Source organism: Mycobacterium sp. Panama NTM2 (genome assembly GCF_054355555.1).
Genome location: NZ_CM135953.1, coordinates 1,142,979 through 1,167,012 on the forward strand (window position 1 = coordinate 1,142,979; position 24,034 = coordinate 1,167,012).

General features: G+C 68.9%; 24 protein-coding genes. 17 read left to right on the forward strand and 7 right to left on the reverse strand.

The annotated features are described in order from the left end of the window. The first annotated feature begins 18 nt into the window (after window positions 1-18). The 7 genes from alr to ACXYX3_RS05590 are packed head-to-tail and all read left to right on the forward strand — an operon-like array spanning window position 19 to window position 5,237. Window positions 19-1,170, forward strand: a complete 1,152-nt coding sequence (gene alr / locus ACXYX3_RS05560; RefSeq protein WP_458610528.1) for an alanine racemase — start codon at window positions 19-21, stop codon at window positions 1,168-1,170. Next, the gene (locus tag ACXYX3_RS05565; protein ID WP_241203125.1) at window positions 1,167-2,255 is read left to right on the forward strand and encodes an alpha/beta fold hydrolase; all 1,089 of its coding nucleotides are present in this window, start codon (window positions 1,167-1,169) and stop codon (window positions 2,253-2,255) included. Before alr ends, ACXYX3_RS05565 begins: the two co-directional genes overlap by 4 nt. Further along, window positions 2,248-2,709: a tRNA (adenosine(37)-N6)-threonylcarbamoyltransferase complex ATPase subunit type 1 TsaE gene (gene tsaE, locus ACXYX3_RS05570; RefSeq protein WP_458610530.1), complete on the forward strand. Its 462-nt coding sequence runs from the start codon at window positions 2,248-2,250 to the stop codon at window positions 2,707-2,709. The genes ACXYX3_RS05565 and tsaE overlap by 8 nt, the downstream gene beginning before the upstream one ends. Then, window positions 2,706-3,332, forward strand: coding sequence for a tRNA (adenosine(37)-N6)-threonylcarbamoyltransferase complex dimerization subunit type 1 TsaB (gene tsaB, locus ACXYX3_RS05575; protein ID WP_458610532.1), 627 nt, complete (start codon window positions 2,706-2,708; stop codon window positions 3,330-3,332). The genes tsaE and tsaB overlap by 4 nt, the downstream gene beginning before the upstream one ends. Then, the gene (gene rimI / locus ACXYX3_RS05580; RefSeq protein WP_458610534.1) at window positions 3,329-3,781 is read left to right on the forward strand and encodes a ribosomal protein S18-alanine N-acetyltransferase; all 453 of its coding nucleotides are present in this window, start codon (window positions 3,329-3,331) and stop codon (window positions 3,779-3,781) included. The genes tsaB and rimI overlap by 4 nt, the downstream gene beginning before the upstream one ends. Then, window positions 3,778-4,800: a tRNA (adenosine(37)-N6)-threonylcarbamoyltransferase complex transferase subunit TsaD gene (tsaD, locus tag ACXYX3_RS05585; protein ID WP_458610536.1), complete on the forward strand. Its 1,023-nt coding sequence runs from the start codon at window positions 3,778-3,780 to the stop codon at window positions 4,798-4,800. Before rimI ends, tsaD begins: the two co-directional genes overlap by 4 nt. Continuing rightward, the gene (locus tag ACXYX3_RS05590) at window positions 4,797-5,237 is read left to right on the forward strand and encodes a nuclear transport factor 2 family protein (protein WP_458610538.1); all 441 of its coding nucleotides are present in this window, start codon (window positions 4,797-4,799) and stop codon (window positions 5,235-5,237) included. Before tsaD ends, ACXYX3_RS05590 begins: the two co-directional genes overlap by 4 nt. Here ACXYX3_RS05590 and ACXYX3_RS05595 read toward each other — a convergent pair. Then, window positions 5,234-6,811 (reverse strand): HNH endonuclease signature motif containing protein, encoded by a 1,578-nt coding sequence (locus ACXYX3_RS05595; protein ID WP_458610539.1) that lies wholly within the window; start codon window positions 6,809-6,811, stop codon window positions 5,234-5,236. The genes ACXYX3_RS05590 and ACXYX3_RS05595 overlap by 4 nt on opposite strands. Window positions 6,812-7,075: 264 nt before the next feature. Between ACXYX3_RS05595 and groES the strand changes: the two genes are divergently transcribed. The 3 genes from groES to ACXYX3_RS05610 all read left to right on the forward strand — a co-directional run bounded on the left by groES (window position 7,076) and on the right by ACXYX3_RS05610 (window position 10,688). Beyond that, complete coding sequence (gene groES, locus ACXYX3_RS05600; RefSeq protein ID WP_032668542.1) at window positions 7,076-7,378, forward strand: co-chaperone GroES; 303 nt, start codon at window positions 7,076-7,078, stop codon at window positions 7,376-7,378. A gap of 89 nt (window positions 7,379-7,467) precedes the next feature. Further along, window positions 7,468-9,099: a chaperonin GroEL gene (groL, locus tag ACXYX3_RS05605; RefSeq protein ID WP_241203118.1), complete on the forward strand. Its 1,632-nt coding sequence runs from the start codon at window positions 7,468-7,470 to the stop codon at window positions 9,097-9,099. A gap of 83 nt (window positions 9,100-9,182) precedes the next feature. Further along, window positions 9,183-10,688, forward strand: coding sequence for an adenylate/guanylate cyclase domain-containing protein (locus tag ACXYX3_RS05610; RefSeq protein ID WP_458610541.1), 1,506 nt, complete (start codon window positions 9,183-9,185; stop codon window positions 10,686-10,688). Window positions 10,689-10,693: 5 nt separating this feature from the next. Here the strand turns inward: ACXYX3_RS05610 and ACXYX3_RS05615 are convergent, their stop codons facing one another. Beyond that, window positions 10,694-11,977 (reverse strand): carboxylesterase family protein, encoded by a 1,284-nt coding sequence (locus ACXYX3_RS05615; protein WP_458610543.1) that lies wholly within the window; start codon window positions 11,975-11,977, stop codon window positions 10,694-10,696. 133 nt (window positions 11,978-12,110) lie between these two features. Here ACXYX3_RS05615 and ACXYX3_RS05620 point away from each other — a divergent pair, with 133 nt between their 5' ends. Next, window positions 12,111-13,538, forward strand: a complete 1,428-nt coding sequence (locus tag ACXYX3_RS05620; protein WP_241203115.1) for a threonine/serine exporter family protein — start codon at window positions 12,111-12,113, stop codon at window positions 13,536-13,538. Here the strand turns inward: ACXYX3_RS05620 and ACXYX3_RS05625 are convergent. The 4 genes from ACXYX3_RS05625 to ACXYX3_RS05640 all read right to left on the reverse strand — a co-directional run bounded on the left by ACXYX3_RS05625 (window position 13,535) and on the right by ACXYX3_RS05640 (window position 15,829). Then, on the reverse strand, window positions 13,535-13,849 hold the full coding sequence (locus tag ACXYX3_RS05625) for a thiocyanate hydrolase (protein ID WP_458611986.1): 315 nt from the start codon (window positions 13,847-13,849) through the stop codon (window positions 13,535-13,537). The two genes, ACXYX3_RS05620 and ACXYX3_RS05625, sit on opposite strands and share 4 nt — an antisense overlap. A gap of 26 nt (window positions 13,850-13,875) precedes the next feature. Beyond that, a complete protein-coding gene (gene scnC / locus ACXYX3_RS05630) occupies window positions 13,876-14,538 on the reverse strand; it encodes a thiocyanate hydrolase subunit gamma (RefSeq protein ID WP_241203209.1) in 663 nt (220 codons plus the stop codon). A gap of 79 nt (window positions 14,539-14,617) precedes the next feature. Next, entirely contained in the window at window positions 14,618-15,454 is an 837-nt protein-coding gene (locus ACXYX3_RS05635) for an SH3-like domain-containing protein (protein ID WP_458610546.1), read from the reverse strand. A gap of 84 nt (window positions 15,455-15,538) precedes the next feature. Further along, window positions 15,539-15,829 (reverse strand): WhiB family transcriptional regulator, encoded by a 291-nt coding sequence (locus tag ACXYX3_RS05640; protein WP_046365189.1) that lies wholly within the window; start codon window positions 15,827-15,829, stop codon window positions 15,539-15,541. A 392-nt stretch (window positions 15,830-16,221) separates the two neighbouring features. Here ACXYX3_RS05640 and ACXYX3_RS05645 point away from each other — a divergent pair, with 392 nt between their 5' ends. The 3 genes from ACXYX3_RS05645 to ACXYX3_RS05655 all read left to right on the forward strand — a co-directional run bounded on the left by ACXYX3_RS05645 (window position 16,222) and on the right by ACXYX3_RS05655 (window position 18,888). Next, window positions 16,222-17,025 carry a hypothetical protein gene (locus ACXYX3_RS05645; protein WP_458610548.1) on the forward strand — a complete coding sequence of 268 codons (804 nt, stop codon included), beginning with the start codon at window positions 16,222-16,224 and terminating at the stop codon, window positions 17,023-17,025. Between the two features lie 98 nt (window positions 17,026-17,123). After that, on the forward strand, window positions 17,124-17,702 hold the full coding sequence (locus ACXYX3_RS05650) for a sigma-70 family RNA polymerase sigma factor (RefSeq protein WP_241203112.1): 579 nt from the start codon (window positions 17,124-17,126) through the stop codon (window positions 17,700-17,702). Beyond that, window positions 17,695-18,888, forward strand: a complete 1,194-nt coding sequence (locus ACXYX3_RS05655; protein ID WP_458610550.1) for an anti-sigma-D factor RsdA — start codon at window positions 17,695-17,697, stop codon at window positions 18,886-18,888. The genes ACXYX3_RS05650 and ACXYX3_RS05655 overlap by 8 nt, the downstream gene beginning before the upstream one ends. A 19-nt stretch (window positions 18,889-18,907) precedes the next feature. Here the strand turns inward: ACXYX3_RS05655 and ACXYX3_RS05660 are convergent, their stop codons facing one another. Continuing rightward, on the reverse strand, window positions 18,908-19,312 hold the full coding sequence (locus ACXYX3_RS05660) for a DUF5319 domain-containing protein (RefSeq protein ID WP_043406106.1): 405 nt from the start codon (window positions 19,310-19,312) through the stop codon (window positions 18,908-18,910). Window positions 19,313-19,472: 160 nt separating this feature from the next. Here ACXYX3_RS05660 and guaB point away from each other — a divergent pair, with 160 nt between their 5' ends. The 3 genes from guaB to ACXYX3_RS05675 all read left to right on the forward strand — a co-directional run bounded on the left by guaB (window position 19,473) and on the right by ACXYX3_RS05675 (window position 24,030). After that, on the forward strand, window positions 19,473-21,026 hold the full coding sequence (guaB, locus tag ACXYX3_RS05665; RefSeq protein ID WP_241203110.1) for an IMP dehydrogenase: 1,554 nt from the start codon (window positions 19,473-19,475) through the stop codon (window positions 21,024-21,026). A 42-nt stretch (window positions 21,027-21,068) separates the two neighbouring features. After that, on the forward strand, window positions 21,069-22,196 hold the full coding sequence (locus ACXYX3_RS05670; protein ID WP_241203109.1) for a GuaB3 family IMP dehydrogenase-related protein: 1,128 nt from the start codon (window positions 21,069-21,071) through the stop codon (window positions 22,194-22,196). 67 nt (window positions 22,197-22,263) lie between these two features. Further along, on the forward strand, window positions 22,264-24,030 hold the full coding sequence (locus tag ACXYX3_RS05675) for a GMC family oxidoreductase N-terminal domain-containing protein (RefSeq protein ID WP_458610553.1): 1,767 nt from the start codon (window positions 22,264-22,266) through the stop codon (window positions 24,028-24,030). Window positions 24,031-24,034: the final 4 nt, after the last annotated feature.

Consider the following 24,034-nt stretch of genomic DNA (forward strand, 5'->3'; position numbering starts at 1 on the left):
CTGGGAGAATCGGCGACGGTGATCAACGCTCCGAACACGACCCAGCATGTGCCGACGGCGATCGTCGATCTCGACGCCATCGCGCACAACATCTCCGTGCTGCGCGAACGCGCCGGCTCGGCCGCAGTCATGGCCGTCGTCAAGGCCGACGGCTACGGCCACGGCGCGACCGCCGTCGGGCGGGCAGCGCTGGCCGCGGGCGCAGCCCAGCTGGGCGTCGCGACCGTCGACGAAGCGCTGGCGCTGCGCCGCGACGGCATCACGGCGCCGGTGCTCGCCTGGCTGCACCCGCCGGGGATGGACTTCGCGTCCGCGGTGTCGGCCGACGTCGAGCTCGCGGTCTCGTCGGCGCGACAGGTCAGCGAGGTGCTGTCGGCGGTCGAGCGGACCGGACGTACGGCCACCGTGACCATCAAGGCCGATACCGGTCTGAGCCGCAACGGAGTGTCACCGGAGGATTTCCCGGCCGTCGTCACCGCGCTGCGCAACGCCGCATCCGACGGTGCCGTGCGCATCCGCGGCCTGATGAGCCACCTCGCGCACGGGGACGCGCCCGAGCACCCGTTCAACAGCGTGCAGGGCCAGCGGCTCGGCGAGCTGGCCACAGTCGCGCGCTCGGCGGGGGTGGGCTTCGAGGTCGTGCACCTGAGCAACTCCCCGGCGGCGCTGACGCGGCCCGACCTGGCGTTCGACATGGTGCGGCCGGGCATCGCGGTCTACGGGCAGACGCCGATCCCTGAGCGTGGCGACATGGGGCTGCGGCCGGCGATGACGGTGACGTGCCCGGTGGCGATGGTGCGCTCGATCCGTGCCGGCGACGGCGTCTCCTACGGGCACACATGGGTCGCGACGGCGGACACCACGGTCGCGCTGATCCCCGCGGGGTACGCCGACGGGGTCTTCCGCTCGCTGAGCAACAAGATGACGGTGCAGATCAACGGCCGCCGCTACCCCAACGTCGGACGCGTCTGCATGGACCAGTTCGTCGTCGACCTCGGACCGGGTCCGGTCGAGGTCAGCGAGGGCGACGAGGCCATCCTGTTCGGCCCGGGCACCCGGGGCGAGCCGACGGCGCAGGAGTGGGCGGATCTGCTGGGCACGATCAACTACGAGGTGGTGTGCAGCCCGCGGGGCCGGATCACCCGCGCGTACCGAGGGGGCGTGCGATGAGCCCGCGGGCGGGCTGGCTGGCGGGTGCGGCGGGAGTCGCCGCCGTCGGCTCGGCCGCCGGGGTCACGGCGGCGCGGTCGTTGCGCCGCCGCGTGACGGACGTCGATCCGCACCGCGACGAGGATTTCGAGCTCCTCGACGCCGATCGCAGCACGGTCGTCACGACACCGGACGGGGTGCCGCTGGCGGTGCGCGAGGTCGGCCCCACCGACGCGCCGCTGACGGTGGTGTTCGCGCACGGCTTCTGTCTTCGCATGGGCTCCTTCCATTTTCAGCGAGCCCGGCTGTCCGAGCAGTGGGGCGCGCAGGTGCGCATGGTGTTCTACGACCAGCGGGGCCACGGCCAGTCCGGGGAGGCGCCGCCGGACACCTACACCGTCGAACAGCTGGGCCGAGACCTCGAGAGCGTGCTCGCGGTCATGGCCCCGCGCGGACCCGTGGTGCTCGTCGGACACTCGATGGGCGGGATGACGGTCCTGTCCCACGCGCGCCAGTATCCGCAGCGCTATCCGACGCGCATCGTCGGCGCCGCAATCATCGCCTCTGCTGCCGAAGGGGTTTCGCGATCACCGTTGGGGGAGATCCTGAAGAACCCCGCGCTGGAGGCGGTGCAGTTCACCGCTCGCTACGCACCGAAGACGGTGCACAGGTTCCGGGGTGCCGCCCGGTCGATCATCGGGCCCATTCTGCGGGCAGCGTCCTACGGCGACGAGAAGATCAGCCCGAGCGTGGTGGCGTTCTCCGAGCGGATGATGCACGACACGTCGGTGACCACGCTCGTCGAATTCCTGCACGCGTTGGAGGTGCACGACGAGACCGCGGGTTTGGTCACATTGCAGAAGGTGCAGACTCTGATCGCCTGCGGTGACCGAGATCTGCTGACTCCTGCCGAGTATTCACGGGAGATGGCGGCGGCACTGCCGAAGTCGGAACTGGTGATCGTCGGTGGCGCAGGACATCTCGTGCAGTTGGAACAGCCGGAGATCATCGACGAGGCGCTGGTGCGGCTGGTCGAGCGGTCGATGCCGTCGAAGCTTGTCGCCTTGACCCGGCGGGTGCGGGAGCGGGTGCGCAACAATGGCTGACTCGGGGGTGCAGCAGCTGGCCGGCGCCGAGGACACCTTGGCGTTCGGGGCGGAGCTGGGCCGCGGGTTGCGCGCGGGCGACCTGGTGGTGCTGTCGGGTCCGCTCGGGGCGGGAAAGACCGTGCTGGCCAAGGGAATCGCGCAGGGCATGGACGTCGAAGGTCCGGTGCTGTCACCCACGTTCGTCCTGGCGCGGGTGCACCGGGCGCGTCGGGCCGGAGCGGCGGCGATGGTGCACGTCGATCTCTACCGTCTGCTGGACGAGAGCTCGGTGGACCTACTCGCCGAGCTCGACTCTTTGGACCTCGACGCCGATCTCGACGAAGCGGTGGTCGTCGTGGAATGGGGCGAGGGGATCGCCGAGCGGCTGTCGGAGCGTCACCTCGACATTCGGCTGGAGCGCACGGCCGGCAGTGACGTGCGCACGGCGATGTGGCAGTGGAGCAAGCCGTGAGCAGGCTCGTGCTGGCCGTCGACACCGCCACCCCGGCGGTGACCGCTGGTGTGGTGCGGCTCGACTCCGGGATCGAGGTGCTGGCCGAACGGGTGACGGTCGATCCGCGCGCGCACGCAGAGACGTTGACGCCCAACGTCGTCGGAGCTCTGGCCGACGCAGATGTCGAGGTGAGCGCACTGACTGCCGTGGTGGTCGGGTGCGGGCCGGGACCGTTCACCGGGTTGCGGGTGGGCATGGCGACCGCGGCGGCGTTCGGGCATGCGCTGGGGATACCGGTGCACGGCGTGTGCAGCCTGGATGCGATCGCTGCGGGGACGACGGGAGAGCTGCTCGTGGTCACCGATGCGCGCCGGCGCGAGGTGTACTGGGCGCGGTATCGCGACGGGGTCCGGGTGGATGGGCCCGCGGTCAACTCCGCGGCTGACGTGCCTGCCGGTGCGGCCGCGGTGGCAGGCTCGCCCGAGCACGCGGCACTCTTCGAGCTGCCGCGGCTGGCGCCGGTGTCTCCTTCTGTGGCGGGACTCGTTGCCGCCGTGGCGGATTGGGATGCCGAACCGGAGCCCCTGTTGCCTCTGTATCTGCGCAGGCCTGATGCGAAGCCGTCGGCGGTCCCGCGGTGAACGTGGAATACGCGACGTTGGTGGCCGCCGATGCAGCGCGGTGCGCCGAACTCGAGGCGCAGGTGTTCGACGGGGACGATCCCTGGCCGGAGCGTGCCTTTCTGGCCGAGATCGCGGCCAAGCACAACCACTACGTGGCGGCGCGCGCCGACGACAAGCTCGTGGGGTATGCCGGCATCGCGCGACTCGGGCGGAGCAAGCCATTCGAGTACGAGGTGCACACCATCGCGGTCGATCCCGCCTATCAGGGCCACGGCATCGGCCGGGAGATGTTGCGCAGGCTGCTCGCCTACGCCGACGGCGGCGCGATCTTCCTGGAGGTGCGCACCGACAACGAGGCCGCGATCGCGCTGTACGAGAGCGAGGGTTTCACGAGGATCGGGCTGCGCAAGCGGTACTACCGCGTCAGCGGTGCCGACGCCTATTCGATGAAGCGGGAGCCGCGATGATCATCTTGGCGATCGAGAGTTCGTGCGACGAGACCGGAGTCGGTATCGCGGACCTGAGCGACGACGGAATGGTCACGCTGCTGGCCGACGAGGTCGCCTCAAGCGTCGACGAGCATGCCCGATTCGGCGGTGTGGTGCCGGAGATCGCGTCGCGGGCGCATCTGGAGGCGTTGGGTCCGACGATGAGACGTGCGCTGCAGACGGCGGGAATCGACCGGCCGGACGTGGTGGCGGCGACGATCGGGCCCGGACTCGCCGGTGCGCTGCTCGTGGGTGTGGCCGCGGCGAAGGCGTATGCGGCGGCCTGGCAGGTGCCCTTCTACGCGGTGAACCACCTCGGCGGTCACTTGGCTGCCGATGTCTACGATCACGGCCCCCTGCCGGAGAGCATCGGGCTGCTGGTCTCGGGTGGGCACACGAACCTGCTGCACGTGCGCTCGCTCGGGGAGCCGATCGTGGAGCTGGGCTCGACGGTCGACGACGCGGCGGGGGAGGCCTACGACAAGGTGGCGCGACTGCTGGGCCTCGGCTACCCGGGTGGCAGGGTGCTCGACGACTTGGCCCGCGACGGTGACCCTGCTGCCATCACATTTCCCCGCGGGATGACGGGTCCGCGGGATGACCGGTATGCGTTCAGTTTCTCGGGGCTCAAGACCGCGGTCGCGCGCTACGTGGAGAGTCATCCGGAGGCCTCGCAGGCCGACATCGCGGCGGGCTTCCAGGAGGCGGTCGCCGATGTGCTGACAGCGAAGGCGGTGCGCGCGGCCGAGGAGCTGGGTGTGTCGACGCTGCTGATCGCCGGCGGTGTGGCGGCGAATTCGCGTCTGCGGGAGCTGGCCGAGGAGCGCTGCGCGGCAGGGGGATTGACGCTGCGGGTGCCGCGTCCGCGGTTGTGTACCGACAACGGGGCGATGATCGCGTCGTTCGCGGCGCATCTGATTGCGGCGGGCGCGGAGCCATCGCCGCTCGATGTGGCCAGCGATCCGGGGCTGCCGGTGGTGCGGGGGCAGGTCGCGTGAACGGCTGGGCCGACACCCTGGCCATCACCGAATTGCTGTATCGCTATGCGGAGTTGATCGATGCGGGCGACTTCGACGGCGTGGGTCAGCTGTTGGGACGGGGCGACTTCATGGGTGTCGCGGGCGGTGAGGCGATTGCGTCCTTGTTCGCCGCGACGACTCGGCGCTTCCCTGAGCACGGCAACACCCCGCGGACCCGTCATCTCGTCCTCAATCCTGTCGTCGATGTCACCGGCGACACCGCTACCGCTCGGTCCACCTTCTGCGTTGTGCAGCAGACGGATACCGTTGCGCTGCAGCCGATCGTTGTAGGCCGGTACTCGGACTCGTTCGCCCGTGACGAGCGCGGGTGGTACTTCACCCAGCGGAGCGTTGACGTCGAGATGGTCGGCGATGTGTCCGACCACCTGCTGATGGACCCGACCCAACTCCGTTAGAACGGTGGGGGGTCGGCGCCGGTGGGTGGGGTTCGGTAGGTGGTCCGGTTCTGTTGTGGTGGACCGGTTTCGCCGTGTTGTCGGGTGAGTTCGCGGTGGTTGAGTGCGCGTTCTCTTCGGATGTAGGCGGTGTGGTTCTGGGTGCGGCTGCGGTGGCGGGTGGGCATCTTGAGGTGACGGCCCGGGGTGGGACGCTGCGCCGTGGTGGGGGTTGGTGGGGGTTCGGTGCGGGTGTTCCAGGACGGGAACAGCAGCGCTGATAGCGGGGTGGTGGTGTAGGTGTGGCCGGTGGGGCTGATCAGGTGTAGGCGCCCGTCGGGGGTTTGGCGTTCGGCCCAGCCCTCCCAAAAGGTTTTCAGTAAATGATGTTGGCGGCAATAGCATTTCGTGTTCGCCGGATGCGTCGCGCCGGCCGGGTAGGGCACGGTGTGGTCGATGTCGGCGTGGGTGGCGGGGCGGTCGCAGCCGGGGAAGCGGCATGTCAGATCTCGGGAGCGCACGAACCGGTCCAGCGCCGTCGACGGGCGGTAGCCCGCGGTGGCCAGACCGTCGGTTGCCCCGACGACGCGGACTGTGGCGCCGTGGGCGATGAGTTCGGCCAGCAGCGGTGCGGGCACGATGCCCCCTCCGGGGCCCACGATCAGCGCCGCACGACGGGGTTGTGTGGTGATGGGCTTGGTCGGCTGCGCAGGTTCGGCGGCCTCGGCGGGTGTGGTGTTTCGTGGCGTGTAGGTGGGTGGGGGTGCTTCGCCATGCAGCTCCGGGTCGGGTTGAGCGTCGAGGGAAGCTTGGTCGGCGATCACGGTGACCGTGATGGACGTGGCGCGCCCGTCATCCACCTGCGCGGCGGCGCAGTCGGGGCGTGCGCAGCGGCACGTCAACGCTGTGGCTCCGGCGGCGATGGCGCCGATCGAGTCGGCGCGTTTCTGATCCCGTGTGCGGGGATCGTGTTCGCAGACCGAGGCGATCATCATCGCCAACCGGGTCGCCAGCAGCGCCGCATCCGGGGTGGCCAGCCGCCCGTACACCTCGGTGATGCCCGAGCCGTCGTGACGATCGCCGATGGTGAACGACCGATCCCGCGACCGGTCGCGAACCCGCCGCACCGCGTCGGGGTCGTAGGTTTCGATCCACACGTCGATGGCAGCGTCGAGCTTCTTCTGCGACAACACCCCCCACCCCGCCACCGCATCGGCGAAATGGTTGTCGAGCAGCCGCAGGGTGGACGGGTCGAGCACCAGCGCGGTACGCGAGACGACCGCCCTGACCACGTCGAGGCTGACCTGCCCGTCGGCCAGCAGTGCCCCCAGCCGGGGGAAGCGGTCGCGCAGCGCCACCGCCAGGTCCATCTGCACCGACGCCCGCCCGGCGCTGATTCCCAACGCGGCGCCGATCTCGGCGGCCGCAGCGTCCCAGTCGGCGCAGACCCAGCGTTCCCGTTCGGGGCGGCGGCGCCGCCGCCACAGTTCGGCGATCGCGGCCAGCCGCATCGCCTCAGCCCGCGCGGCGGCGGCTGCGGAGCTGGTCATCACCTCGACCAGATCCGCCTCCACCACCCGCGTCAACTCGAACATATGTACGACGATAATCCGCGTCCACGCCACCCGGCAGCACCGAAATCCCACGCCTGGGGATAACCCGGCGGCTGGGGATGAATCCGTCGGCGTTCGCCCGAGGCGTACACGTGAACCCCGACCTTGAGCACCTAGCACTCTCATGTATAGAGTGCTAGGCGGCAGTCGGTTCAACCCTGTGTCGGCACCCGCGACGACGGCGCGAGGGCGGTCACCGACCGCCGTGTACGCACACCCACATCAATACTGAGTGAAGGGGCTCCAATCGTGGCAGTCAACATCAAGCCACTCGAGGACAAGATCCTCGTTCAGGCCAACGAGGCCGAGACCACGACCGCTTCCGGTCTGGTCATCCCCGACACCGCCAAGGAAAAGCCGCAGGAAGGCACCGTCGTCGCAGTTGGCCCCGGCCGCTGGGATGAGGATGGCGAGAAGCGGATTCCTCTGGACGTGTCTGAGGGCGACGTGGTCATCTACAGCAAGTACGGCGGCACCGAGATCAAGTACAACGGCGAGGAGTACCTGATCCTGTCGGCCCGCGACGTGCTGGCTGTCGTCTCCAAGTAAGCGAATCGTGTTCCGCCCCGGACGTTCCCGCATAGACGGGTGATGTCCGGGGCGGTGCGCGTCATACCCGCCTTGAGGGAAAGAAACTTATGAGCAAGCAAATCGAATTCAACGAGACCGCGCGTCGCGCCATGGAAGTCGGCGTCGACAAGCTCGCCGACGCGGTGAAGGTGACGTTGGGCCCGCGCGGCCGCCACGTCGTGCTCGCCAAGGCTTTCGGTGGCCCGACGGTCACCAACGACGGCGTCACGATCGCCCGTGACATCGACCTCGAGGATCCGTTCGAGAACCTCGGCGCCCAGCTCGTCAAGTCGGTCGCCACCAAGACCAACGACATCGCCGGGGACGGCACCACGACTGCCACTGTGTTGGCCCAGGCCATGGTGAAGGCCGGTCTGCGCAACGTGGCGGCGGGCGCCAACCCCATCGCCCTCGGCTCGGGCATCAGCAAGGCCGCCGACGCCGTGTCCGAGGCGCTGCTGGCCGCCGCCACCCCCGTTAAGGACAAGAAGTCCATCGCTCAGGTCGCCACCGTCTCCTCGCGTGACGAACTGGTCGGCGAGCTGGTCGGCGAGGCCATGACCAAGGTGGGGACCGACGGCGTCGTCACCGTCGAGGAGTCCTCGACGCTGAACACCGAGCTCGAGGTCACCGAAGGCGTCGGCTTCGACAAGGGCTTCATCTCAGCCTACTTCGTCACCGACTTCGACAGCCAGGAAGCGGTTCTCGAAGACGCACTGGTGCTGCTGCACCGCGAGAAGATCAGCTCGCTCCCCGACCTGCTGCCGCTGCTGGAGAAGGTCGCAGAGGCCGGCAAGCCGCTCCTGATCGTCGCCGAAGACGTCGAGGGTGAAGCGCTGTCGACGCTGGTCGTGAACGCGATCCGCAAGACGCTCAAGGCCGTCGCCGTCAAGGCGCCGTTCTTCGGGGACCGTCGGAAGGCCTTCCTCGATGATCTCGCGGTCGTGACCGGCGGCCAGGTCGTCAACCCCGACGTGGGTCTGGTGCTGCGCGACGTCGGCCTCGAGGTGCTCGGCACCGCGCGCCGTGTCGTCGTCAGCAAGGACAGCACCGTGATCGTCGACGGTGGCGGCACCCAGGACGCCATCGAGGGCCGCAAGGCGCAGTTGCGTTCGGAGATCGAGGCTTCCGATTCCGACTGGGATCGGGAGAAGCTCGAGGAGCGCCTGGCGAAGCTCGCCGGTGGCGTCGCGGTCATCAAGGTCGGTGCGGCCACCGAGACCGACCTCAAGAAGCGCAAGGAAGCCGTCGAGGACGCCGTGGCAGCTGCCAAGGCAGCCGTCGAAGAGGGCATCGTCGTCGGTGGCGGAGCCGCGCTGGTCCAGGCTCGTAGCGCCCTCGACTCGCTGCGTACGGAACTGAGCGGTGACGAGGCGCTCGGCGTCGGCGTGTTCGCGGCCGCGCTCTCCTCGCCGCTGTACTGGATCGCCACCAACGCCGGTCTGGACGGTTCGGTCGTCGTCAACAAAGTGGCGGAACTGCCTGCGGGACAGGGCTTCAACGCCGCGACACTGGAGTACGGCGATCTGATCGCCCAGGGTGTCGTCGACCCGGTCAAGGTGACCCGGTCCGCCGTCGTCAACGCGGCGTCGGTGGCGCGCATGGTGCTCACCACCGAGACCGCCGTCGTCGACAAGCCGGCGGAGCCTCAGGACGACGGTCATGGCCACAGCCACGGCCACGGTCATCACCACCACTAGGACGTAGCGCCAGAAACACCCCCGGTCCGTTGGGTCGGGGGTGTTTTGGTACCACGGTGGCTGCGCCAGCCTTAATCTCGGTCATGGACCGCATCTGGCAGTGGGCCTGGGACCGATTCGGGGCGAGACACCGCTGGGCGGGGCTTGCCGTGGTCGTGCCGGCGGGACTGCCGATCTACCTCTTCTTTTCGTTTCTCATCGTCGGTCTCGAACACTCCCGCCACTATGTCGAGGCCGTCGTCGTGACCCTGGCCGTTCTGCTGGGGATCAATGCATACGCCGGGGTCGCCGATCGCAAGAGCTACCGCCCTGTCGAGCGATGGGCGGATGGCCACGACGTCGATCGGGCGACAGCGTTGGAGGCCACCTACACCTTCGCCCGGAGCGCGGCTCTGCGCGCCGTGTGGCTGGGTGCGGTCGGGTTCGCCGTGATGTCGGTGGTCGTCGGTGTGTTCGTGGGAGCGGATGGACCACGCCTGGCGCAGTACGGACTGCTCGGCGCCGCGGTCGGAACCGCCACGTACCTCATCAGCGTGCACAGCATGTTGGAGGCGACGGCTCGACCGGCGCGGCTCGCGATTGCCGGAAACACGAACATCGGTGACTCCCTACCCCGCGCCCGACCGACGATCGCCTGGTGGTCGAGCATGACGGTGCTGGGGACTGCGTTCATCTTCTCCGTCGAGGGCGCGATGTTGGGAGCCGCGATCATCGGGGCCAGTCCAGCGCCGTTGCTGTTCCTCGGTGTCGGCGCTGCGATGACCGTCGGGTTCGGAATCCCGATGGTCGTGGGCGTCGGTTTCTCGCCGTCGATGCGGCCGATCCGCGATCTCACCGAGGGAACCGAACGGGTCACTGCCGGCGACTACGGCATGCGGGTACCGGTGGTGCAGGATGACGATCTCGGAGTGCTGGCGGCGTCGTTCAACCGCATGCAGGCGGGACTGGCTGAGCGGCAACGACTTCAGGCCGCTTTCGGGGCGTACGTCGACCCGGTTCTCGCCGCGCGGTTGCTCGAGCAGGGTGATGACGTGTTCACGGGCGAACGGCGCGAGGTCACCATGATGTTCGTCGACATCCGGGACTTCACGCCGTTCGCCGAGCAGAACACCGCCGAAGACACCGTCGCTCGACTCAACGCCCTGTTCGAGATCGTGGTGCCGGCAGTCGTCGATGCCGGTGGGCACGTGAACAAGTTTCTCGGTGACGGTGCGATGGCCGTCTTCGGCGCGCCCAACGATCTCGCTCACCATGCCGACGCCGCGGTCAGCGCCGCTGTGCAGATCCACCGCCTCGTCGCCCGTCGCTTCGACGGTGAGCTGCGGATCGGAATCGGGATCAACACCGGCACGGTGATCGCCGGCACCATCGGCGGTGGCCACCATCTCGAATTCACGCTGATCGGCGACACGACGAACGTCGCTGCCCGCGTCGAACAACTCACCAAGACAACCGGCGACCCCATCCTCCTCACCGAGCGGACCGTCCAAGCGATGGCCTCTCGCCCAGCCCACTTGATCGATCGTGGATCGCATGCCCTCAAGGGCAAGTCGGCCCCCACTGCGGTATTCGGTCTGGACCCTACATAGGGCGGTCAGCGGCGGTCCGAGAGCTGATCACGATCTTCACGCACTCGGCCGTGGGCGAACGCGCTCCACTGCGCGCGAACACGCACAGCCAACTCCTCGTCGACGCCGTCATCGCCCAACATCGGTGCGTCCGACCAGGTTTCGGGAGAACCGAACAGCAGCGGCAGCTCGATGCAGTGGCACGCGCCCAGCGGGCCGGGTGTCCAGTCGACGCGGTACGTCTGTGCACGACCGCCGGCTGCGCGCCACGAGTGGGCGAGCGCGATCGCGGGCGCGCCGAACGCCCGCCGGGTGAGCGCCCGTCCCGCCGCCGACGCGACCGCACCGCCGACCGGACCCAGCCGGCGCAGCCGAGCGCCGCGCGGATCGAGCAGCACGAATGGCAGCGCGTCGTCGCGGGTGTATCCGACAAGGATGTCGATGCGCGGGGCCGCCGACGTCGTCGCCGCAGCCACCGGCGCGATGCCCATCGTCGGTCCAAACGGCATCTTGCCGACCATGCCGAACGGTGCGGCCGCATGGAGCGCTGCCACCTGAGCCTCCAGCAGCAGGTCGATGTCGGCACCGCCCGGCGTGACGCCCCTCAACCGTGCCACGGCGGCCTCGCGCATGGCCGTGACCATCGCGGTGCGATCGACACCGTGAATACCCAGCGGCGCGCTCTGCAGGATGGCCCGCGAGAACAGCGTCTCGGTCTCCGGGCACATCATCAGCGCCAGCGCCGAATAGCCGCCCGCGGACTGGCCGAACACCGTGACGCGGCGGGGGTCGCCGCCGAACGCGGCGATGTTGTCCTGCACCCACCGCAGTGCGGCGATCTGATCCCGCAACCCGAGGTTGTCGCAGTCGGAGTCGGCGAGGTCGAGGAAGCCCAGGATGCCGAGCCGGTAGCTCACCCGCACGACGACCACGCCGCCATCACGCACCAGATCGTCAGGGTCGTAGATGGCGGCCTCGCCACTTCCCGACACGTAGGCCCCGCCGTGGAACCACACCATCACCGGCAGGCCCGCTGCGTCGGCCGGCGCGGTGACGCTCAGGACCTGGCACCGCTCGCTCATCGGGAGTCCGTCGACCACCGGCCCGGTGACGAAGGCGAGCCGCGAGGGGAGTTGCGGGCAGGCGGGACCCCGCGTTGTGGCGTCGACGACGTCAGGACATGCCGGCACGGGGATGGGTGGCGCGAACCGTTCGGCAGTCGCGTACGGCACTCCGCGGGCCTGGATCAGACCGTCGACCTCTTCGACCAGCAGCCGGCCGCCCGTCGCGGAGATCAGACGCGTGGCCACATCTCCACCCTAGGGCGGTGTGCCCACGCTCACCCTGACAGCCCCTGGTCAACGGGCGTGCCATGAGTAAAATGAATTTTGCTCATGACCTTTCGACGGCTGAGCGAATCCGACGAAGCAGGAGGGTACGGCCGTGGGCGCGCAGTCACGTCAGCGCGGGCTTCTGAGCCGAATGGTGCGGGAGACCGACCCGCCGACCGGCGCCATGCCGCGGCTCCCGGCCGCGCACGCGGATATCGACGAGGCCTACTACGCCCGCGTCGGCGAGGTGCTCGACCTGGCGGGCAACATCGGCGCCATCCTGATGGCGTCCGGCACCCCCGCCACCGCCACCATGGATCAGGTCACCGCGATCACGTCGGCCTACGGCGTCGAACGCTGTGAGGTCGATGTCATCAACACCACGATCCACATCGCCGCCTACCGCGGACCGTCGTCGCCGGTCAGCACGCTGCACATCGTGCAGTCCCGGTCCATCGACTTCAGCCGGCTGGCGGCCGTGGACCGATTGATCGCCAAGATCCGCGCCGGCGAGATCTCGCCGACCGATGCCCGCGCCGAACTCGACGAGATCATCATCGCTCCGCACCCGTACCGCCGGTGGATCGCCACCCTGGCGTGGGGCGCGCTGGCCTTCGCGACCGCGGGCACGCTCGGCGCGGGCTGGCTCGGCTGTGTGATCAGTGCGCTGAGCACCATGACGATCGACCGGGTGAACCGCCGGCTCAACCGGCACGGGCTGCCGTTCTTCTTCCAGTACGCGGTGGGCGGGATGATCGCCGCCGCGCCGCCGATCATCCTGTACTGGCTCACCCCCCGACTGGGTCTGCACTTCGAGCCGAGCATCGCCATCGCCGCCGGCCTGGTCGTGCTGCTCGCCGGGCTGTCACTGGTGGGGTCGGTCGGCGACGTGATCAGCGGAGCGCCGGTCACCGCGGCCGGACGCTTCTTCGAGCTGGTGATGATGACGGGAGCGACGATCGCCGGTGTGGCGCTGGTGCTGCATCTCGCCAACCGCTTCGGTGCGCCGTTCGTGGCCATCGACGCGCACGCGCCGCCGGCACTGGCCGAGTTCCCCGCCCGCGTCGCGTTCGGTGCTGCGAGCGCGGCGGCCTACGCGCTGGCCTGCTACGCCGAACGGTCGGCTGCCATCGCGGCCGCGTTCGGTGGGGCGGCCGGCACCATCGCGTTCCTGCTCGCCCAGGGTGCGGGCCTGGGAGCCGTGGTGGCCTCGTTCGTGGCAGCCGTGCCGATCGGACTGGTCGGACGGCTGATGGAACGTCGCAACCTGGCGCCGCCCATGGTCGTCTCGATCGCGGGCATCGTGCCCCTGCTGCCGGGTCTGTCCCTGCTGCACGGCATCTACGCGATCCTCAACGACCAGAGCGCCGTCGGTTTCGCGTCGGTGCTGGGTGCTTTCGCCATCGGCACCGCGCTGGCCGCGGGTGTGACGCTCGGCGAGTGGAGCTCGTGGAAGGTCCGCCGCCGGCGGCTTCAGGCCCGGCGCACGAACAGGAGCTTGAAGCTGCCGGGACGCTCGCCGCTGAGCTCCGCGGACTAGGTGGCCTCCAGGCGGGCCCGCACGGCGGCCATCCGCTGCTGCAGGTCCGCCTCCGAGATCACCCCACGCGCCACCAGCGAATGCGCGAGAGCGACGAGCTGGTTCTCCGGGTAGGGCAGATCGGAGTAGGTGCTCGCCACCAACGCGTCCTCCTCGTCCCGGCGTTCCTGGAACGTCGGCACGTCGGCCTCACCCGCCGCGTGGTCCAGCGCGTCGCACAACCCGTCGAGGCTGGTCTTCCACGGCGGCACCGGGTTGTCCACGCCGTACTTGGCCGCCACCCGCGGCCACACGTGGTCGCTGTCCACCATCTGGCGCAGTACCGAACCGTCCACCGTCACTCCGCGATCGGGTGCAGCGCGGGCCGGGTAGCGGTGACGACGTTGGTGGTCACGCCCGGTTTGGGCAGCGCGACACCGATCAGGCAGTCGCGGGTGACGATCTCGGCGAGCTGATCTTCGGTCCACCCGTCGGTGCCTGCCGGACGCATCGGCATCACCATGAAGCGGTGCTTCTGGTTGGAATCCTGCACGCGGACCTCGACGTCGTCGGGGAGGTACAACCCGAACTCGGCGAGGACCTGACGGGGCCAGCGCACCAGCCGACGGCGATAGTTGGGGGTGCGATACCACTCGGGCGAGTTCCCCAGGATCGGCCGGGGATAGCACGAACACAGCGCGCACACGATGACGTGGTGCACCCCGGGAGAATCCGCCAGGATCTCGAAAGCGGTGAAATCGCTGGGTGTTCCGAAGCCGGTCGGTTCCATCCAGTCGACCCCGACCGCCTTGCTGGCCGACATGGGTTCGGTCAGCGCGAGCTCCCTGAAATCCGGATCCAGCCATGCCCGGGCCACCAGCCGCGCGGCCGGTGTCGGACCGATCTGCTCGGCGAACTCGGTGAACCGCCGGTGGTCCTCCGCGGTGAAGATGCCCTTTTCGATGCAGAGCTCGCGCAGCGCGATCTCGAGCACCTCGAAATCGGTGATCTCGTCGACCATCGGCTTGACGGTCCGGTCGTGATCGTGATCATGCGAGTGGTCATGCGGCACGGTCGATTCCCCTCTCGGACAGAGCAACTTAGCGCGGCGCCAGCCAACGCTCGGGCAACTCGGTGCGCAACGTGTCCGAGGCGGTGCCGGTGTAGCCGTCCCAGAGCTCGCTCTGGATGAACTCGACGACGTAGAACCACTCGGGGCGGGCGTCGGGGCGGTCCCAGGTCTCGTCCTCGGCCGCCGGACTCTCGTAGGCCACGGTGGCGATGCGCCCGGATGCGCCGCGCACGTACTCGGGCGTGCGGGTGTAGAAGATCACCGGCAGGTCGCGCACCACGACCTGATCGCCGACGGCGAAGCGCGGCGGTCCGGCCTGTCCGGCGTAGACCTGAGGGTCACCCTTGCCGACGGCATGCCGGTGGTGGGCGTTGCGGGCGACTCCGGCGCCGTCGCCGTGCGATTTCGGTTGTGCCTCCGGCGTGCGTCCCGCCAATCCACCGGCGTAGCGCTGCGCGACCTCGGCCATGCGCTCGCTGAGCTCCCCGAGGCTGATGTGGTGCTTCTCGACGAGCACCCGGGCCACCGCGAGCAGCCACCGACCGTAGTAGGGCAGCCCCAGATACTCGGCGCGGCCCACGTCGACGTTGCCGATGCGGCGCCGTTCCTCGGACAGCCAGATACCCCGCGCGGCGAGCACCTCGCACATGACGTAGGTGAGCTCTTCCCACTGCTCGTACTGCTTGTTCTCGTACTTCATCGGCGCGTCGGGTTCACCACCGACGTCGTGAACTGGCTTGAGGTAGGCCTTGATTCGCGCCGCATCGAGCAGATCGGGCGGGGGAGCGTCGGGCAGTTCAGAAAATGCGGACTTCAGCCGCGCCACCAACTCGAGCTGCGCGGCGCGCTCGGCGGCAGTACTCATCCCTTGCGACCCCCAGGGTGGCGACGTTGCCTGGCGGTCCGAGCCTAACCTCGGCTCACCCGGCCCCGGGTGGTTTCGGGTCGATCAGGCCGAGCGGCGAATGCCCCGCTTCAGCAGGAGCTCGCGCTCGGATTCACTCAAACCGCCCCAGATGCCGTAGGGCTCACCCACAGCAAGCGCGTGCGATCGGCACTGCGTGATCACCGGGCAACTGCGGCACATCTCCTTGGCGCGCATCTCGCGCTGTGCGCGGGCGCGACCACGCTCCCCGTCGGGATGGAAGAACATCGCGGAATCGACACCCCGGCAAAGACCCTGCATCTGCCAATCCCAGATGTCGGCGTTCGGACCGGGAAGCTGCTGCGGCTGTGGCACTGCGAAACCCCTCTCTGCACATCCCTTTTCTCACTCGTGGATGCGTCAGTCGTGGAACGAATCCGAGCACAGTCGCCGATGACCACTCGTGCACACAACGTAGAAGGGCTTCGGATTTTCCGTCAATAGCCGCCCCTGTGCGAAAGCGCATAGGGCCAGGCCCAGAATTAACATCACGTTCATCGGTGGGAATCCTTCGCAACGACTGAGGTGATAGGCGCTTCGGGCCCACCGCCCATTTCGGCGTCATTTGGCCCGGTCAGTTAATGTCACGTTGCGAGAACGGAACTCGACACCCGTCGACCAGTTTTCCTGTTCGTAACAAGACGAGCATGAACTGTTAACTGACGGCCGTATCAGATTCGCCGGAGTTGATAACGTCGGCTCTCGACATGGGCTCCGACACGGACACCGGATGGGACACCGGACTGAATTCGGCGGCGTTCGGCAGCAATCCCGGCGCGTGGCCGCTGCCGGCTGCGACCACCCCCGAGGAGCGGTGGCTGCGTGCCGTCGCTGCCGGCGGACAAGGCCGCTACGCCGCCGCGGTGGCCGACCTCGATCAGCTACTGCGCGCCGTGGACCGCGGGCCGCTCGCCTCACTCGCGCTGAGCACCCGAGGTTCGTTTCTGCGTCAGCTCGGCTGGCACGAACGGGCCCGCTCGCTCGACGGTGCGGCATGGGGACGGTCGGACGGAACCGGTGATGCGGGGGCGGACGCACTGATCGGGCTGGCCGCCGACGCTCTGGGCGTCGGCCGGTTCGCAGCATCCGAACGGGCGCTCGTGCGAGCGGCCGAGGTCCTACCGACCGCGCCGTCTGCGCGCCTACCGATCCGGCTGGCATGGGTGTCGGCCGAGCTCGCGATGGCACGGGGTGACGCCGCCGCCCTCGACCACGCGCAACAAGCAGTCGAGCTGGCAGGCCGGACCCCGTCGGTGCGGCACCGCATCAAGTCGCTCCTCGTGCGGGCCGCGGCGCACTGCGCGACCGGCGACACCGACGCGGCCCGCCGAGACGGCGATCGCGTCCTGTCGCACACCGCCGAGCACGGGCTGGTCCCGCTGCGCTGGGCGGCTGCGTCGCTGCTGGCGGGCATCGGAAGCGTGGACTTCCCCGAACGCGAGATCACAGACGTTCGCTCCAGTTGCGCCGAAACCGTGATCAGACGTGGCGGCGTGTGGCGCTCGCGCTAACGGGGTTGCGCCCCGAGCGGTCGTTATTGTTTAGCTGAGCCACACAACCGACACCTGAATCCGGTGTCCCCGACGTAACGCTGGAGAGCCTGCTCACGATGACAATTTCGGGAGAACGTCTCGATGCTGTCGTGGCAGAAGCCATCGCCGGCAACCGGGATGCACTCCGGGAGGTGCTGGAGACCATCCGCCCCCTCGTCGTCCGGTACTGCCGGGCACGGGTGGGAACCGCGGAACGCAGCGGTCTGTCAGCTGATGACGTTGCTCAGGAGGTGTGCTTGGCTGCCATCACGGCGCTGCCGCGGTACAAGGATCAGGGACGACCGTTTCTGGCCTTCGTGTACGGCATCGCAGCGCACAAGGTTGCCGACGCACATCGGGCCGCCGGACGAAACCGGGCCGACCCGATGGAGGTGGTGCCGGAACGCTTCGCCGGTGAGGCCGGTCCCGAGCAGATGGCCATCGACTCCGAGTCGTCGGCCAGGATGAACGCCCTCCTGCAGATCCTTCCCGAGAAGCAGCGCGAGATCCTCATCCTGCGCGTCGTCGTCGGCATGAGTGCCGAAGAGACCGCCGAGGCGGTCGGCAGCACGGCGGGTGCGGTCCGGGTGGCCCAGCACCGTGCGCTGTCTCGACTCAAGACGGAGATCATGGCGACGGGACGTGACCATGCCTGACTTCGGACGCTGGAACAACAGTGGTGGGGATCCGTCGCTGAACGAGATCAACCGCACCGACCAGTTCCTCGACGCATTGGCCGGTCAGCAACCGACCTACGCGACCGACCGCGGCGAGGCCGAACTCGCCCGCTTGCTGGCCGGCTGGCGCGACGACGTGCGCGAGACACCGATGAACGACGTGCTGACGATGCAGGACGCCGTCGCAGCCCTCGATCGGGTGAATTCGCCCGGTCGCCGGCGTCGTCTGTCGCTGGCCATGGTCGGTTCGGCCGCGGCCGCGGTGCTGTGCCTCGGTGGGTTCGGCGCCGTGATCGCGGGCTCCGGCCCGGGTGATGCGCTCTACGGTCTGCGCACCGTGCTGTTCGGCGGACAAGAACAGACGCGCGACGACGCGGTCGCCCTGGCCGCGCAGACCGAGATGCAGCAGGTACAGAAGCTGATCGAGCAGGGCGACTGGCAGGGTGCCCAGGCCAAGCTCGAGGCGGTCACCACGACGGTCGCGACGGTCGGCGACGATCAGCGCAAAGCCGAGCTGGTGTCCCAGTGGCAGGAGTTGACGGTCAAGGTCGAGGCACAGGATCCCGCCGCGACCGTGGCGCCGGGTGTGCCGCTGCCCACCTTCCCCGCCGTCAGTGTCGATCCGAATGCCGTCCTGCCGGCCTCGCCGACGGAGACGTCGTCGGTGACCTCTCCGTCGGACACGACCTCGGTGACCTCCCCGTCGAACACGACCTCGGTGACGACCTCGGGAGAGGCCCCGTCGTCGAGCACTGATGCGACGCAGCCCTCGGCCACCCCGTCGGCCACCCCGTCGGCCACCCCGTCGGCCACGCCGTCGTCGCCGCTGGAGGCGACCCCGTCGAGCACGGCCGTCCCGGCCCCGTCGTCGACGACCCCGCGTACGACTGCCGCCCCGTCCTCGACGACCTCGCCGTCGACCACAGCGGCGGTCACGCCCACCACGACGACATCGGTCGTGGTTGCGCAGTCAACGACGACGGCAGCCCCGCGGGCGACCACGGCGGCTCCGACGTCAGTAGCTCCGACGCCAGTGGCTCCGACGTCAGTTGCTCCGGCGAGCACGACCGCACCGGCAGTCGCGGTCCCGTCGAGCGCACCCGTCACGGTAGAGCCGGCGGTTCCGACCACGACACTGCCGGTCGAGCCGCAGGAGCCCAACTGACGACGGGCAGATTCAGCCCTCAGCGATAGCCGTCGGACTCCGAGGCCGCCTCGTTCAGCGACGCATCGGCGTAACCGCGGCAGTAGTCCCAGGTGACATACGAATCCGGCTCGGGGTCGTAGGCCGGTTCGTGCGGGCGGACGGTGCCGTCGACGAGCAGCTGGAGCAGGTTGGCCCGCAGCATGTCCCAATCGTGGTAGTGGTCCTGCTGGCATTCGTCACAGCAGACGACGAGGCCGCGAATTCCCTTGTGCGCCAACAGCGCCTCATACACGGCCAGGTCGGCCAGGTCGGCCTCCACGGCGGTACGTTCCTGCGGATCCAGCGGCTGCCCCGGCTCGAGCGCATCGAGGGCTGCCGACGGATCGCTCGGGTCGTCGGCGAACGGGTCAGGCGGCAATCCTGGCGGCAGGTGGTCTCGCACGCCACAAGACTACGCAGCCCTGCGGGTATCGCGCCAGCACTCTCGCGGCACGTCATGGCGAACACAAATGCCGAGCTTGATGCCGATAAGATGGGCTTTTCAGGTCGCGTTCGTTTCTCGATCGCATGGCCTGTCCCGCGTTGTGTTGATGGAGGCTCCCATGTCGATCGCCGAGAGCAGCATTCCCCTGGCCGTGCCCGTGCCCACCGGCGGTGATGACCCGACCAAGGTGGCCATGGTGGGTCTCACGTTCGACGATGTCCTGCTGCTGCCCGCCGCCTCCGATGTGATTCCCGCCACGGCGGACACGTCCAGCCAGCTGACCCGCAAGATCCGGTTGAAGGTGCCGCTGGTCAGCTCGGCGATGGACACCGTGACCGAGTCGAGGATGGCGATCGCGATGGCGCGTGCCGGCGGGATGGGGGTGCTGCACCGCAACCTTCCGGTCGCCGAGCAGGCCTCGGCCGTGGAGACCGTCAAACGATCCGAGGCCGGCATGGTGACCGACCCCGTCACCTGCTCCCCGGACAACACGCTCGCCGAGGTCGACGCGATGTGCGCGCGCTTCCGCATCTCGGGCCTGCCGGTGGTCGACACCGCCGGCGCCCTCGTCGGGATCATCACCAATCGCGACATGCGTTTCGAGGTCGACCAGTCCAAGCCCGTCCGGGAAGTGATGACCAAGGCCCCGCTGATCACCGCGCAGGAGGGCGTCTCGGCCGAGGCGGCGCTGGGATTGTTGCGCCGCAACAAGATCGAGAAGCTGCCGATCGTCGACGGCAACGGCAAGCTGACCGGTCTGATCACGGTGAAGGACTTCGTCAAGACCGAGCAGTTCCCGCTGGCCACCAAGGACAGCGACGGCCGGCTGCTCGTCGGTGCAGCCGTCGGCGTCGGCGAGGACGCGTGGACCCGAGCGATGACGCTGGCCGACGCCGGAGTGGACGTGCTGATCGTCGACACCGCCCACGCACACAACCGCGGGGTGCTCGACATGGTGCACCGGCTCAAGGCCGCCATCGGTGACCGCGTCGAGATCGTCGGCGGCAACGTCGCGACGCGGGCGGCCGCCGCAGCGCTGGTCGAGGCGGGGGCCGACGCGGTCAAGGTCGGCGTCGGGCCCGGTTCGATCTGCACCACGCGTGTGGTCGCCGGCGTCGGCGCCCCGCAGATCACCGCGATCCTCGAAGCCGTGGCCGCGTGTGCGCCGCACGGCGTGCCGGTGATCGCCGACGGGGGACTGCAGTACTCCGGCGACATCGCCAAGGCGCTCGCGGCGGGGGCATCGACGGCGATGCTCGGCTCGCTGCTCGCCGGCACCTCGGAGTCGCCCGGTGAGCTGATCTTCGTCAACGGCAAGCAGTTCAAGAGCTACCGCGGCATGGGCTCGCTGGGTGCGATGCAGGGCCGCGGCGCGGGCGGCAACCTGCGTGGCTCCTATTCCAAGGACCGCTACTTCCAGGACGACGTGCTGTCGGAGGACAAGCTGGTGCCCGAGGGGATCGAGGGCCGGGTACCGTTCCGCGGTCCGTTGTCTACGGTGATCCATCAGCTCGTCGGCGGCCTGCGCGCGGCGATGGGGTACACCGGCTCGGCCACCATCGAGGCTCTGCAGCAGGCGCAATTCGTGCAGATCACCGCGGCCGGTCTCAAGGAGAGCCACCCCCACGACATCACGATGACGGTGGAAGCCCCCAACTACACCACCCGCTAGGGTCGTCGCGGGATCAACAGGGGAGTGGACAACATGCGAGACATGGTCGAGATCGGTATGGGCCGAACCGCGCGCCGTACCTACGAGCTCGGCGACATCAACATCGTGCCGTCGCGGCGCACCCGGTCGTCCAAGGACGTCTCGACGGCATGGCAGCTCGACGCCTACCGGTTCGAGATCCCGGTGCTGGCCCACCCGACCGATGCGCTGGTGTCCCCTGAGTTCGCGATAGAGCTGGGCCGCCTCGGTGGTCTGGGCATCCTCAACGGCGAGGGTCTGATCGGCAGGCACGCCGACGTCGAGGCACGCATCGTCGAGGTGATCGAGGCCGCTTCCAAGGAGTTCGATCCGTCGGCGTCGGTTCGCCTGCTGCAGCAGTTGCATTCTGCGCCAATCGATCTCGATCTTCTCGGCGCCGCGGTTGCGCGGATTCGGGAGGCCGGCGTCACCACCGCGGTGCGCGTCTCGCCGCAGAACGCGCAGGCGTTGACGCCGACGTTGGTGGCGGCCGGGATCGACCTGCTGGTCATTCAGGGCACGATCATCTCCGCCGAGCGCGTCGCTTCGGACGGCGAGCCGCTGAACCTGAAGACCTTCATCTCCGAGCTCGACGTGCCGGTGGTCGCGGGCGGTGTGCTGGACCACCGCACCGCACTGCACCTGATGCGCACCGGCGCCGCCGGTGTGATCGTCGGATACGGATCCACCGCCGGGGTCACGACGTCCGATGAGGTGCTCGGCATCAGCGTGCCGATGGCCACCGCGATCGCCGACGCGGCGGCCGCTCGGCGGGAGTACCTCGACGAGACCGGCGGCCGGTATGTGCACGTGCTCGCCGACGGTGACATCCACACCTCGGGAGAGCTGGCCAAGGCCATCGCCTGCGGCGCCGACGCCGTCGTGCTCGGCACCCCGCTCGCATCAGCGGCCGAAGCGCTGGGCGGCGGCTGGTTCTGGCCGGCTGCGGCCGCCCACCCGTCACTGCCGCGGGGCGCGCTCCTGCAGGTGGAGTCCGGGGAGCGGCCCGCCCTCGAGCAGGTGTTGAACGGCCCGTCGGACGACCCGTTCGGTGCGTTGAACCTGGTCGGCGGCCTGCGGCGGTCGATGGCCAAGGCGGGCTACTGCGATCTCAAGGAGTTCCAGAAGGTCGGTCTGACCGTCGGCGTCTGACCACCGTTGTGTCGCGGGCCACTTTACAAAGTTGGCCGTCATGTCGAGAGGCCGCATAATGGACGGCATGAAGCCTGACTACGACGTCGTGATCATCGGTTCGGGGTTCGGCGGCAGCGTGAGCGCGCTGCGACTCACCGAGAAGGGCTACAAGGTCCTGGTCCTCGAGGCGGGCAAGCGCTACGAGGATCCCGACTTCGCCAAGACGTCGTGGAACCTGCGCCGATTCCTGTGGGCTCCGCGCTTCGGAATGTTCGGTATCCAGCGCATCCACCTGCTCAACAACGTGATGATCCTCGCGGGTGCGGGGGTCGGCGGCGGCTCGCTGAACTACGCCAACACGCTGTACGTGCCGAGGGAGCCGTTCTTCAACGACCCGCAGTGGCGCGACATCACCGACTGGCGTTCCGAACTGCTGCCCCACTACGACCAGGCGCAGCGGATGCTCGGCGTCGTCACGAACCCGACGGTGACCGACGCCGACCGCATCATGCAGGAGGTCGCCGAGGACATGGGCTGCCGAGACACGTGGGTGCCGACGCCGGTCGGAGTCTTCTTCGGCCCCGACGGTGAGAAGCGGCCCGGTCAGCTCCTGCCCGATCCGTACTTCGGCGGCGCCGGGCCGGCGCGCACCGGCTGCATCGAGTGCGGGTCGTGCATGACGGGCTGCCGCTTCGGCGCCAAGAACACGCTGATCAAGAACTACCTCGGGCTGGCCGAGAAGGCCGGCGCACACATCGAGCCGATGACCACGGTCACCGACTTCAGCGAGCGCCCCGACGGCACATGGCAGGTCCGCACGGTGCGCACCGGCAGTTGGGTGCGGCGCACCCGTCGCACGTTCACCGCGAACCAGGTGATCGTCGCCGCCGGCACGTACGGCACGCAGCGACTGCTGTTCAAGATGCGTGACACCGGCCGTCTGCCGAAGCTCTCGGATCGCCTCGGCATGCTCACCCGCACCAACTCCGAGTCGATCGTCGGGGCCGGGCGGTTGCGGGTCGCCGACGACTTGAATCTGACCCACGGGGTGGCGATCACGTCGTCGATCCACCCGACCTCCGACACGCACGTCGAGCCGTGCCGGTACGGCAAGGGGTCCAACGCCATGGGTCTGCTGCAGACCCTGATGACCGACGGGGCCGGACCGGAGGGCACCGACGTGCCGCGCTGGAAGCAGCTGGTCCGCACCGCCCGCGAGGATCCGAGGGGCACGCTGCGGCTGCTCAATCCCCGCCGCTGGAGCGAGCGCACCATGATCGCGCTGGTCATGCAGAACCTCGACAACTCGATCACGACGTTCACCAAGCGCACCCGATTCGGCTTCCACCGCTACCTCAGCAAGCAGGGCCACGGCGAGCCCAACCCGTCGTGGATTCCCGTCGGCAACGAGGTGACGCGGCGCATCGCCAAGAAGATCGACGGTGTCGCCGGCGGCACGTGGGGCGAGCTGTTCAACATTCCCCTCACCGCGCACTTCCTCGGCGGTGCGGTGATCGGGGACAGCCCCGAGCACGGGGTCATCGACCCCTACCACCGGGTGTGGAACTACCCGACGCTGTCGGTGGTCGACGGTGCGGCGATCTCGGCGAATCTCGGTGTGAACCCGTCGCTGTCGATCACCGCGCAGGCCGAACGCGCGGCCTCGCTGTGGCCAAACAAGGGCGAGCAGGATCTGCGGCCCGCCCAGGGTGAGCCGTACCGGCAGCTGGCTCCGATCGAGCCCGCGCATCCGGTGGTCCCCGCAGGCGCACCCGCCGCTCTGGACTGGGGCGTGAGTGCCGAGACCGTCAATCGGCGCGACCCCACCACCGCGGAAGCGCAGGGCGCCTGACCCT